We start from the raw sequence: 13,170 nt of genomic DNA, 5'->3' as shown, positions 1-13,170 counted from the left end.
GGCTCTTAATTCGGTAACGGTGTTTAACCGGCTTTAACTACTGTTAGTTCACTAAAGCTGCTCGAGGGCTACATTCAATTAGGCACAGATAGAAACTTTTCAGCTACCGTTTCCTCTCTAAAAATGTACGAATAATTTACTCTTCCCTGTCATAGCATCTATATCAATTTTTACACATTGTACCGCAAAATCGTGCAATCTTTCAAGTGATTTAGTCATTTTTAGTGTTCACAATAAAGGAAATAGAAAAGGAAGTGAATATTTAAATGCGACGACGTAAGTATAATCCCTGTTTTTTACCACCATGGCTAAGACAATTTCGCTTTTATTGTAGAACAATTATTGTGCCAATTTGTGCGTTTCAATTTATACGTGTAATCATTATTCCAACATCTGGAGACTTCATCTTTTTACTACTCCTACTACTTCTAAGCTATTTACTCTTAAATGATATCATTTGAAACACGAACTTTTAGCGGTGTATAACCTTCTTCTAATTCCCAGATCATTGACGGAACTTCTTGCCAGGAACTGGACTCACGAACCACAATATGACTTGAAGATTCTCTTAATACAGTTATTTGTTCACTCGCTGTAAGTTTGTCAAGTTTCGCTGGAGCAATTTTCACTTCAACCCGTTCTTCTTTTTGGGCTACAGCTACATGTTGCTTTAGGGGTGCTGTTTCTTCTACAATAATTGCTTTTTCAGCTTTAGCTGTGGTCGATTGTTGGTCAAAAGCACAAGTATTTTCTAAGACCAGTTCTGGCTCATTAAAAATACTTGTAACAGTCCATTCAAGCTGACACATTTGATTAGTAAGTGTTGGTCGAACATCTTTTACCATTAAATCCTCGAGAGCTGAGTCTTTAGGTAAATCGACATGTAATGGGACTGCATATTCAAAATAACCAGTATCCCCTTGAATATCAAGCGCATCAATTTTTACTAATTCATCTTCATCACTAAAAGCCTGCATATCTTGAAAATCAAAGCGAACATGTGCTGTAATATGATAAATACCCATTAATCGCAATGAATCTTCTAATTGCATTGTCTGCCACTGAGGCTTAATTTGCACAGCTGCTATTTCTGTTGGGCAGCCGTAACCAGGAAAACAGAAAGTTTCACGCATATTCCAAGTTTTGTGTTCGATAATAATCCCTCCCCTTGCATCATATGAAGCGAGTAAGGCAGGTATGCTATTGAAAAATTAAGGCAGAATGAAAAAATAATTTTAGATTCTTACTTTAAACAACGATATGATGGTTTCACTAAAAAATGGCATACTAGAAAAGTTTCTAGCATGCCATTTTACTAATGAACAAATGAAATTATACATGTACCAATTTAATTTTATTTGCTACACGATCTGTTAGCATTTGTGTTGCTTTTGGTACGATTGGCTTAAAGATTGGATTTAAAACAGGACCTGCTAATCCACCTGCTATTACTTCTAAAAAGCCTGTCATTTTAGTATTTTCTGCATCGATGCTTTCTGCAAGGAAATATCCATTACCTGTAAAATTATCAGAAAGACCTTTTAATTCAAATGTTACTTTACTAGGAGCAGCCCATTCTAAAATAGTAATTTCAACTTGAACTGTTTTTTTCAGAACTCCAACATTGCCTTTAAAAGTCCATATTGAATGTTTGTCATCAATCATCTCATGCGCGTTATAACCTGGGACAAGCTTTGCCCATTTTTCCATATCACTGACGAAATCCCATACATGATCAATTCCTACGGGTACTTCGACTATATGTGTGCCTGTTGCCATATCAATTCACTACTTTCTTTTATGAATAGCTATATTATAAACGATTTTGCCTACAAATTGACTATGCTGAAAGATATAATTTTTACAAAATCAGGTCCTTTACCCAACAAAAATTTATCGTTGATAATAATAAACGCAATAAATTACAATGATATGTTTTGAAGTGAATAAATATCGGTTATCTAGAGTGGACATGCTCTTAACTTTATATCAAGCTTGCCAAAAAACAACACTTTATAGCAAGTGGTTTTTCAAACAATATAAAAATGGCACGCCAGAAAATAATCTAGCATGCCATTAAGTTTTATCTAGCTAATTGAGCAAAAACTTTATGGAAGGCATCCACTGTTTTAGCGATATGCTCCTCTGTATGTGCAGTGGAAATAAATAATCCTTCATATTGAGATGGTGGTAAGAAAATTCCTTCCTCTGCCATTAGACGGAAGTACTCAGCAAATAATTGTAAATCAGATGTTTTCGCTGTAGCAAAATCAATCACGTTCTCATTAGTGAAGAAGAATCCTATCATAGAACCAGCACGATTGACAGTATGTGGTATATTGTATTTTGTTGCCGCTTCTCGGAAACCAGCCTCTAATTGATCTCCTAGCTTTTTGAAGTATTCATATGAACCTTTATCGAGGCGCGATAATGTTTCATAGCCTGCAGTCATGGCTAATGGATTTCCTGAGAGTGTGCCAGCTTGATAGATTGGACCTGCTGGTGCTATTTGCTCCATAATTTCCTTTTTCCCTGCATAAGCACCTACAGGTAGTCCACCGCCAATTACTTTGCCTAATGTTGTAATATCTGGTGTCACATTGAAATAGCTTTGTGCACAACTATAATCTACACGGAAGCCAGTCATAACCTCGTCAAAGATTAACAGTGCTCCATATTCCTTCGTTAATGCACGTAAGCCTTCTAAAAAGCCTGGCTGCGGAGGCACGACACCCATATTTCCAGCTACTGGCTCTACAATTACACCTGCAAGCTCAGCTCCAAACTTTTCAAAAATTAATTTTGCTCCCTCTAGATCATTGTACGCTACTGTTAATGTATTACGTGCAACATCTGCTGGAACACCAGGGCTATCAGGTAAGCCTAATGTAGCTACACCAGAGCCAGCTTTAATCAGTAATGAGTCTCCATGACCATGATAAGAACCCTCAAATTTTAAAATTTTATCTCGTCCTGTTACTCCACGAGCGACACGGAGTGCAGACATTGTTGCCTCTGTACCAGAAGATACAAAACGAATCATTTCCATGCCTGGTAAACGCTCTAATACCAATTTAGCTAAACGATTTTCTGTATAGCTTGGCGCCCCAAATGAAGAACCCTTCGCCGCTGCATCTGCAATTGCTTGAACAACTTCGGGATGGGTATGACCCAAAATAAGTGGGCCCCATGATAATACATAATCAATATATTCATTGCCATCAATATCTTTAATGATAGCACCATGTCCAGATTCCATGAAAATAGGGTCCATATTAACAGATTTGAATGCACGTACTGGGCTACTGACACCACCTGGCATTAAATTAATTGCTTCTGCATACGCTTGTTTTGATTTTTCGTAAGATCGTGTCATTTATTTCTCCTCCAACCAACGTGCAACATCTTTTGCATGATACGTAATGATTAAATCAGAGCCTGCGCGCTTCATGCCTAATAATGTTTCAAGCACTACATTTTTTTCATCAATCCAGCCATTAATAGCTGCTGCTTTGATCATTGCATATTCTCCAGAGACATTGTACGCAACGATCGGTAAAGTATAATTATTTTTCACATCACGAATAATATCCAAATAGCTTAGTGCTGGCTTAACAATTAAGAAATCCGCACCTTCTGCAATATCTGACTCGGCTTCACGGAATGCCTCTATACGATTTGATGGGTCCATTTGGTATGATTTGCGATCGCCAAATTGAGGAGCACCGTCAGCTGCATCACGGAATGGTCCGTAGTAGCTAGATGCATATTTAACTGCGTATGACATGATTGGAATATGTTCAAAGCCTGCCTCGTCTAAGCCCGCACGTATTGCAGCAACAAAGCCATCCATCATATTCGATGGCGCAATGATATCTGCTCCTGCTTTTGCTTGTGACACAGCTGTACGCGCTAAAACATCTAAAGACGGATCATTTAAAATTTGATCACCTTCAATTAAGCCACAATGTCCATGATCTGTAAACTCACATAAACAAGTATCTGCTATGATTAAAAGCTCTGGGTGGCGTTCTTTAAGAAGACGCGTTGCCTCTTGCACAATACCATGGTCATGGAATGCTCCAGTACCAACCGCATCTTTTTCAGCAGGTAAGCCAAATAAAATAACTGCTGGTATTCCTAATGCTACAACTTCATCAATCTCAGCTTCAAGTTTATCTAATGAAAATTGAAAAACACCTGGCATAGAAGGTACTTCGTTTTTAATATTTTCGCCTTCCATAACGAAAATAGGATAGATTAAGTCCTCTTTGTGTAAGTAAGTTTCTTTTACCATTGATCGTATCGCTGCATTTGCACGCAAACGACGATGTCTTTGAAATTGTAATTTTGTCATTTTCTATTCCCTACTTTCATTATTTCCTCGATGACTGCATGCATAGTATATACGTTGGGCTTAACATCTACAGTTGCACCATGATTTAATATAGCCGCTTCTGTAATATGACCAATTGCTGCAACACGTGCTGCCTCCCACCCAATGACCGAAGCTACATCCATTGCGTAGACATCAACAGCGGAAGGACTAGCTAAAATCACAGTGACATCACTATGTTCACGAATGCATTCTATAATGTTTTGTTTTTGGTCATGACGCTCAATCGTTTCATACACTGTCCATTCCTTTATTTTAAAGGGCAGACCTTCCTTCAGTGTGCTTTTCGCTTTTTCTCCACGAATAAATAGACAACTAGGATTACTGCCTACTACTTCAGGAAATTCTTTAACAAATACATCTGCACTAAAGATGGAAGGCATAAAACTTACATGGAATCCTAGCTTTTCTAGTGCTGTAGTTGTTCTAGTACCAATAGAAGCGATCTTCCCTTGGAAATGCCTTGCGCTTAAATTAAATCGTTGCATTTTACTGGAAAAAGCATCTACAGCATTTTGACTTGTAAAAATAAGCCATTCAAATTGACGCGCAAACTCTATTTGTATATCATCATTTCTATCAATCAACTCGCAAGTTTCAATCAATGGGGCAATAACAGCATATCCACCTAAAGCTGAAATATCATCTATAATTGTTGTCGTTTTAGATGTACCTGTCAAAATAATCGTTTTACCTTCTAAAGGTAAATTACTTTGCATCTTGCTCTGCCTTTACGCGTTGAATTAATTCAAAGGCACCTTGCTTCGTTAAAATCTCAGCAAGCTCTTTGCCAACTGCTTCCGCATCAGAGCCAACTACTGTCTCCTTATAAACAACCGAGGCATCTGGTGCAGCAACAAGGCCAGTTATCGTAATTTCTTCCCCATTCGATTTAGCATATCCTGCGATAGGTACTTGACAGCCACCGTCCATAGCTGCAAGGAAAGCACGTTCTGCATGTGCTTCTTGCCAAGTAATGCTATCAGTTAATTTGCCTAATTCAGCTAATAGTTCAGTATCATCACCACGGCATTCAATCCCAAGAGAACCTTGCGCTACAGCTGGAAGACAATCCTCAACAGGTAAAAACTCAGTCACCACTTCATCGCTCCAGCCTAAACGTTTTAGTCCAGCAGCCGCTAAAATAATGGCATCATATTCATCTGTCTCAAGTTTCGCCAAACGTGTATCTACATTTCCACGGATCCATTTAATTTCTATATCAGGGCGGACTGTTAGCAACTGAGCACTACGTCGAAGTGAACTTGTTCCCACTACAGCATCAGCAGGGAGGTCAGCAAATTTCACATGTCCTTTTGAAATAAATGCATCACGTGCATCTTCACGTGGTGGAATACAGCCTATCACTAATCCCTCAGGTAGTACTGCGGGCATATCCTTCATCGAATGAACAGCAAAATCAATTTCCTTATCAAACAATGCTTGTTCAATTTCTTTAACGAAAAGCCCTTTCCCTCCAACTTTTGAAAGCTGCACATCTAAAATTTGGTCGCCTTTTGTAACAATTTCCTTTACTTCAAATTCAAATGGTACTCCGGCTGCCTTTAACTCATTAATAAACCAATTTGTTTGTGTTAATGCCAGCTTACTTCTCCTAGAACCTACAATAATTTTTCTCAACAGTCTCCAACCTTTCTTCTAATACCATAAATGGAATCGCGATAAACTACTTCCTAGGAAGAAGTTCACAACAACTAATAAATATGCGTAAATATGTACCCATGCATAAGTTGTACCTGTTAGCTTACTTTTGCGATTCACATACAATATCAAGCAATACAAAATTAAGATAATGAAGGAACCAATGATTTTTGCATCAAAAATCGAAAGACTCTCTAACGTTAATAGTGCCCATTCAAACCCTAAAACTAAACTTATAAATAACATAGGAATTCCAATAAAAAATGATATATTCATCCAGCTACTCGTTTGTTGCAAAGATGGCAGCCTTGTCCATAAATATGACCATTTTTTCTTTTTAAGCAATCGATATAAAATTAAATACAATATCGCAAAAACAAATGTTAGCGTAAATGCTGCATAGGATAAAATTGCAAATGATATATGAATAAAAAGCATTTCCGAAATTAGAGTATCACTAACTGCTCCTGTTGGTCTTTTAGGCATAAAAGTAAAAATACTAGCGAATAAAAACCCTAGTATATTAATAATAAATACTGGTAAATCTACTCGCGCTATACAGTGAAGAATAATAGATAATGTAACGAGCAGCCAGGAATAAAATAGAATTCCTTCAGACAAGGATAAAATCGGAAAACGCTTGGTTTCCACAAAGGTTAATAAAATTATGGCACTTTGTATTACCCATACAAATGAAACAAGCCAAAAAGCAATTCGCCTTGCTCGTACTTGTTTATAAAAGTAATCAGTAAAGTAAAATACTAGACTGATCGCATACAAGACGATCATTACTTCATAAAGCCTTGTCATTGTCAAATCAGCCAATAGACATCCCTTCTTTGTATCGAAATTGCTAAAGAAGTATTCAACTTTAGCCTAGAAAAGAAAAACGTTTTCGTATCCTTAGTTTACCACACAGATACGAAAACGCCTCATGTAATATCAGTAGAAAATCTCGTTCGTGAGAAAATCATGGATTTGCTCAATCCTAGATTTGGTTCATGCTTCAATACGAACGTATAGACATCTTAGAAAGAGTACTTTGGTTCAGTAGAAGTTTGTGATGATTGCACACGCTCTTTACGATCAAGCTCTTGCATTGTCATTGCATGTACCTCAGCTTCTACAGCTTCCTCAATACCAAAAATTTGTTGGAATAAACGTAACTGTTCATTTGCTTTTGGTGAATTCGCCATTTCTTTTGCTTGTAAAATGGGCTCTTTTAACAACTGATTAATAATAGATTTAGTATGTTTACTTAAAATTTTACGTTCACGATCCGTTAAATCAGGCATTTTATTTTCAATGCTAATCATTGTCTCCTCTTGAATATGATTAGCTTTTTTACGTAGCGCCGAGATCACTGGCACAACACCAAGAGTTGCAACCCAGTCTTTAAATTGAAGAACCTCTTTGCCAATCATTGTAGTAATGTCAGCTGCCGCACGTTCACGCTCAGCTAAGTTTGCTTCTACAATTCCCTGTAAATCATCTATATCATATAAGAAAACATTTGGTAAATCTCCAACACGTGGATCAATATCACGTGGTACTGCAATATCTACCATAAATAATGGTTTACCTTTACGTAAACGTTCAACAAATTGCATTAGTTCATAGTCAATTACATAATCGGTTGCACCTGTAGACGTAATTAAAATATCCGCTTCCAGTAAAGAACATTGCAGCTCTTTCATCGATTTTGCTTCACCATGGAATTTAGCTGCCAGGCTTTCTGCTTTTTCAAATGTACGGTTAATAACGGTTACTTTTCCTACACCGCTACCGTAAAGATTTTCAATAGCAAGTTCTCCCATTTTTCCAGCACCTAAAATGGCTACATGTTTACGCTGTAAGGATCCGAATATCTTCTTCGCTAATTCAACTGCTGCATAAGAAACTGATACCGCGTTCTCACCGATAGCCGTTTCATTATGTGCACGCTTCGCAAATGTCACTGCTTGTTTAAATAGCTGATTGTAAACCGTTCCTGTTGTTCCAATCTCTTGTCCACTTAAGAAGCTTTTCTTTACTTGACCTAAAATTTGCGTTTCGCCAAGAACCATAGAATCAATTCCTGCAGTCACTTTGAATAAATGCTCGATTGCCTCATCCTCTTCTCGGATTGTTAGATAAGAAGAAAATGTCTCCGTCGGTAAATCGAACCAATTTGCTAAAAATTGTTTTACAAAATGACGTCCCGTATGCACTTGATCCACTACAGCATAAATTTCTGTTCGGTTGCATGTTGAAACAATAACGTTTTCTAATATGCTTTTTTGTTTTTGCAGCGCTTCCATTGCTTGTGGCAGTTCACTCTCTATGAATGATAACTTTTCACGAATTTCAACAGGCGCTGTTTTATAATTCAAGCCTACTACGATGGTATGCATGAATAACACCTCACACGTTCTAATTCACAAATCTCATTATAGCACAGTTCGACAGAAGTTCATCTATAATTTGTGAACATGTCATGAAGAACTGTAATTCGTCATCTACATTAGAATTATTATAAATTAAGTGTAACAAATTATACGTCCTGTTTCAAATTAAAAAACTGCCCCATGAGTAGGAGCAGTTTTATCTATTAATTAGTGATTGTTACAGTCTTTAACGTGATGATTTTATCTTCTTTATCATATGCTACAAATTCTATTTCGTTGTTCACCTTGAAGTCTTGCATAGTTTGAACTGTTTTTGTCAGCATATAAACATTATCACTACGTTTCTTTAATTCAAATTGTACATCTCCGCTTACAGAAGTGAAGCGCACATTAACCTTCGCAACATTTGAACAATTACCATCGATTCTAGCATTCATTGTAATATTCCCTTTGCGTAATGTAACAGATGCTTCTTCAAATAGATTATCAGGGTTTATACAGCTTGAAGAAGTTGTTTTACATAAAATCGCATCAATTAATTTTTGGAATACTTGATGTAACTGTAAATTATCGATTGCATGATAATAAGTTCCACCAGTTTCTGAAGCCAGTTGCATTAAAATGGCATCATTGACTTGTGATTTTTTACCCATACTTACTGTATAAATTTTAACGCCTTGCTTTTTCGCATCATTCAGCACTTTTGTCATTTTCGATTTACTTGTCTTGCCATCAGATATAACAACCATTGCTTTTGACGTTTTCGCATCGTTTGAGAATTTCGTAAGGGCTAATTCAATGCCAGCAAAGATGTCAGTAGCACCCTTCTCTTTCGATGTTTTATAGAGATCTTTTTTCAATACATTCTCCGTACTGCCTTCTGCTAGTACAGTAGCTTTTGTATTTGTTTCAACCACTATATTATTTTTTGCCTTAATTTGATTTATAGCTTCCAACGTTTTCTTACCACGGAAATTTGTTTGATCAGCGGCTTTCATGGATGCTGAGTAATCCACCACAAATGCGACCTCTGTTGCTAATGAACAAGAATTTTTACTGAAATACGGATTTGTGAAAATTTCCTTAGTAATCGTTTTATCCGTCAGGTCTTTTAATATTGTGGTATAACGCGGATCAATTTTATTGACTAGGGTTGCTTCTACTTTAGATTTCCCATAAATAATAGAATCAAAGTAAGCTACTGCTGTTCCAGGTCCCCCTGTTTTGTCTAAATAATCCGAGGTATTTGTCACAAATGAAGCCGTTTTTTCTACACCATCGAATTTAATTTTTACAGTTCCTTGATAATCAGTAATTGGTTCCCCACCTGCTCTTACTAATGTAACCATTACTTTTGTATAACGATCTTTACCAGATGGTCTAGATGCTGCCTCTGCGCTTTCTTTTAATGCTTCTACACGCTTTTTATAAGCCTCTACCTGACCAAGTAATTTACCGCCTTGATATTTTAATAGAACTGTTCGATCATAGTTACTCAAATTCGTAAGAATAGCATATATTTTCATGACACTATCATAATGCTCTAATGTTAATTTCTTTTCCTCTGGCATATGATTCATCAGCTGAATAATGGAACCAACCGGATTTATATTTTCTACCTGTGAAGCAATTGCATCGTCAATTCCTTGCACACGATATATAGGACGACCATCATCAGAAATCATATACATAATTTCTGTTTTAGCTGGTGTTGTCACGGAATCCTTCAAACGTCGATTTAATAGTTCTTCAAATAAATAAACGGAAATATCATAGTTTTCAAACTGTAAAATGGCATTCTCATAACCTAAAGCAGGATATTTTGGATCAGAACCACCATATCTTAAATACGTATTTTGCACATTTCCAAGTGCATCTGTTACATTCGTTTGCTGACCAATACTAAACAGCTTTTTATCTGCATCTTTGTCTAAAGGAACTGGATTGTAAACATCAATGATATTTTCTGTAAAGAACTCAGGCAATTTTTCGTAAGGTTTAAATGGAGGTGTAACATTTCCATTATCATCATCGGTATTGGCTGGATCATACACTTGGTAATCAATACGCATCTCTGGTTGAGGTGAGTAACGCACCTGTGCATTTAATTTTTCACCTACTAGACATTTCATACCTGGATCTGTATTGTTAATCAACTCGAAAGAAATAGTGTCACGGACAGACTTTGTTAATGCTGGTGCTTTTACTATAGCTGTCACTGTAGAGCCATCAGATTGTACGTTTCTAACTGGATCGCCTGCTGTATCCACAATTGTTGCACCATATGATGAAGTTACACGGAATGTATAAGATTTATCGTCTGCAATTGGATCACCATTACAAGCTTTTAACGATACTGTAATTAGCGTTGAGTCAACTCCATTTGCAACTAAATCTGTTTTTTCAACATCGATGCTTTGTAAAGCATTATTTACATATTCTGGTCCAGTAAAATCATTAGAATTATCCTTTGGTTCTTCAAAATCTGCACTACCTGAGCCCATAAAGCCTGCTGGTAAAGTAACTTTATCATTATCACGGCCAGCAGCAGCACGTTTTAATCCTTGAACACTTAAGGAACCATTTTGTACAGCACGATATAAAAATACTGCAATATCCCCACGAGTTAATTTTGTAGAGGGATTAAAATCAGCAAATGTTTTCTTTCCTGTATTACCTGTTGAAATATCATTTGTATATAAATATTGTACTGCTTGAGGTTCATCTAAATCTAAACCTTTAAAGGCTGCATATACCCGTGCAAATTGACCACGTGTTATTGCTTTGGAACGATTCGCTGTTGCATGTGTACCATTAAAAGGTAAATAGAAATCACTATAGAAGTTATAAGCTACACTTTCGTTATACGTTAATGCATAATTACGATCAAGCTTTGCGAGCATAACTACAAGCTCTTGTTCAGTTATTTGTTCATCTGGTAAAAAATTATTAGCGCCATTCAATGATAGTAAGTCATTATCAACTGCCCATGATATAGCTTTGTATTTACTATTATTCGTCGGTACATCCTGAATAGTCGTGGCTGCCCAAGTAACAGCAGGAGCTGCTGATATAAATACTAGTACGAAGCAAAGCAGTGATAACAATGCTTTTTTAGCATGTGCCATGTAGTTCAGTCCTTTCTTTAATTGAAGAACAATATGTCATCACGATAGTTTTGTTTTAGATCATTTTCTAAATAATTCAAGAAACGTTCCAGCACTACTGATGCTTGCGCCCGCGTTAATGGCTGGTTAGGGTTAAATCTACCTGTTACAGGGTCACCTGTCATTAAGCCTAACTCATTAGCAATGTAAATTCCGTCTTTTGTGTAATTTGGAATTTGGGCATCATCTGTAAATTTAGTTACATAGCCTGGGTCTGGTGCTTTGTTTTCAAGTCCTAAGGCACGCACAAATATCGTCGCAGCTTGACCACGTGTAATCGGACTATCTGGTTTAAAATACTCAGGTGTAACTCCTTTAATAATTCCTTTCTTGACAGCTGATTCAATATAGGCATAATCCTTTACAGTACGCTTCACATCTTTAAAAACACTTGTAGATGCAGTTTTTTTCGATTTATTTTCTTTTTCTTGCATAACACGTAAATCAACCGCTTTACCAATCGCTGTTGTAAAGTCAAAACGCTTCATTGGTGTATTCGGAGAGAAAAAGTTACTTGTATCTGTGTAAATACCTAAAGAGTATAATTTATCAATAGCTTCCTTCGCGTAATGATTGTTTAAATCTCTAAACTTAGGAATGATTAATCGTTCAATAGTTGGCATATATTCCGTATCTAAGTCTAACGTTCCCTTTTGTCCAGAGGCTAAATTATACGTATATTCAGAAATAACATCTTTTTCACTTACAACTGCATATCCACCATCAAAGCTACCTAAGCTTCCTAGATTTTGTTCATAGTTTAGTACACGTGATTTACTTGTAGATAATCGATTTTTTACATGGCTTGTTTTGCCATCGCTAAAAGAATAAACCGCTTCTGTAATTTGTGTTTCTGTTGCTCCCCAGAAATTTTCATAACCAGCATGTCGACTATCAGTATCAATGGTTACTGTATTTTGAACTGCATTTTTTCCCGTCCCTGACTGGAAGGAATAGGTTTTTCTAGAAATTACATTACCAGAATAATAATCCGAAGCAGCACGATTGTCCGTCACCGTACCTTGAGAAAATTGGTAATCTACTAATGTATAGGTAGTTTTACCAATCACGATTTTTTCAGCATACTTTTTCACAACACCATTGGACGTTTTTTGACCAATCGTTGCATAATCGACAACATCTGATTCGTAGGCAATATTTCGTGTTAATGTAGCCCCATTACTCGCTATCAGCTTAAGGCTATAGGTCTCTGTTAATTTTCCTTTTGATTCTTTTTCAGTAATTTTAATATCTTTACTTGTCCCTTTAAAAATAACTGGTGTTCCTGTAATGAAAACAGCTTCTTCATATGTATATTCATTTTTTACAGCACCTGTAGTTTCTAATGAAGCAGCTAATGTATTTTGCGGAATGGTAACGCCAAATACAGCTATCGCAAGAACTACTAACATTATTTTAGATAAATGTTTTCGCATTCGTTTTTTGTCCCTCTCTTTCATTCCATGCACGTCTATATAGGGGCTGCCAAAAATCATGCATAAAAAAGCTTAAAATCCGCATGTCTCCTGCAAGTATCATTATAAAAGAATAAGTATAC

At 36.5% G+C, this 13,170-nt stretch carries 11 protein-coding genes and 1 other annotated feature (1 of these 12 running past the window's edge); of the genes, 1 reads left to right on the top strand and 10 read right to left on the bottom strand.

All coding sequences use genetic code 11. The features are described 5' to 3' along the window. Window positions 1–162: a binding site (T-box leader), on the bottom strand; it reaches 104 nt to the left of the window's first position. A 104-nt stretch (window positions 163–266) separates the two neighbouring features. Then, the gene (locus tag AC3WOM_RS09665; RefSeq protein ID WP_492446469.1) at window positions 267–461 is read left to right on the top strand and encodes a YszA family small membrane protein; all 195 of its coding nucleotides are present in this window, start codon (window positions 267–269) and stop codon (window positions 459–461) included. On the opposite strand, the gene AC3WOM_RS09660 is transcribed toward AC3WOM_RS09665, so the two are convergent. From AC3WOM_RS09660 to AC3WOM_RS09615, 10 genes are all read right to left on the bottom strand, one after another. Then, on the bottom strand, window positions 444–1,133 hold the full coding sequence (locus AC3WOM_RS09660) for a valyl-tRNA synthetase (protein ID WP_492446467.1): 690 nt from the start codon (window positions 1,131–1,133) through the stop codon (window positions 444–446). The two genes, AC3WOM_RS09665 and AC3WOM_RS09660, sit on opposite strands and share 18 nt — an antisense overlap. A 199-nt stretch (window positions 1,134–1,332) precedes the next feature. Beyond that, the gene (locus AC3WOM_RS09655; protein ID WP_492446465.1) at window positions 1,333–1,779 is read right to left on the bottom strand and encodes an SRPBCC family protein; all 447 of its coding nucleotides are present in this window, start codon (window positions 1,777–1,779) and stop codon (window positions 1,333–1,335) included. 304 nt (window positions 1,780–2,083) lie between these two features. Beyond that, window positions 2,084–3,376, bottom strand: a complete 1,293-nt coding sequence (gene hemL / locus AC3WOM_RS09650; RefSeq protein WP_492446464.1) for a glutamate-1-semialdehyde 2,1-aminomutase — start codon at window positions 3,374–3,376, stop codon at window positions 2,084–2,086. After that, entirely contained in the window at window positions 3,377–4,357 is a 981-nt protein-coding gene (gene hemB / locus AC3WOM_RS09645) for a porphobilinogen synthase (RefSeq protein ID WP_427542057.1), read from the bottom strand. It lies immediately after the preceding gene. After that, a complete protein-coding gene (locus AC3WOM_RS09640) occupies window positions 4,354–5,115 on the bottom strand; it encodes a uroporphyrinogen-III synthase (RefSeq protein WP_427542060.1) in 762 nt (253 codons plus the stop codon). Before AC3WOM_RS09640 ends, hemB begins: the two co-directional genes overlap by 4 nt. After that, a complete protein-coding gene (gene hemC, locus AC3WOM_RS09635; RefSeq protein ID WP_492446461.1) occupies window positions 5,105–6,037 on the bottom strand; it encodes a hydroxymethylbilane synthase in 933 nt (310 codons plus the stop codon). The genes AC3WOM_RS09640 and hemC overlap by 11 nt, the downstream gene beginning before the upstream one ends. An 18-nt stretch (window positions 6,038–6,055) precedes the next feature. Next, window positions 6,056–6,883 carry a cytochrome c biogenesis protein CcsA gene (gene ccsA, locus AC3WOM_RS09630; protein ID WP_427542066.1) on the bottom strand — a complete coding sequence of 276 codons (828 nt, stop codon included), beginning with the start codon at window positions 6,881–6,883 and terminating at the stop codon, window positions 6,056–6,058. A 203-nt stretch (window positions 6,884–7,086) separates the two neighbouring features. Further along, on the bottom strand, window positions 7,087–8,451 hold the full coding sequence (hemA, locus tag AC3WOM_RS09625) for a glutamyl-tRNA reductase (protein WP_427542069.1): 1,365 nt from the start codon (window positions 8,449–8,451) through the stop codon (window positions 7,087–7,089). Window positions 8,452–8,648: 197 nt separating this feature from the next. Continuing rightward, window positions 8,649–11,573: a VWA domain-containing protein gene (locus tag AC3WOM_RS09620; protein ID WP_492446458.1), complete on the bottom strand. Its 2,925-nt coding sequence runs from the start codon at window positions 11,571–11,573 to the stop codon at window positions 8,649–8,651. 17 nt (window positions 11,574–11,590) lie between these two features. After that, on the bottom strand, window positions 11,591–13,048 hold the full coding sequence (locus AC3WOM_RS09615) for an S-layer homology domain-containing protein (RefSeq protein WP_492446456.1): 1,458 nt from the start codon (window positions 13,046–13,048) through the stop codon (window positions 11,591–11,593). Window positions 13,049–13,170: the final 122 nt, after the last annotated feature.

It is taken from the genome of Lysinibacillus sp. FW301-JW8, from assembly GCF_058788755.1.
The sequence above is the reverse complement of the archived record's forward strand: the minus strand, read 5'-3'. Positions and strand labels throughout refer to the sequence as shown.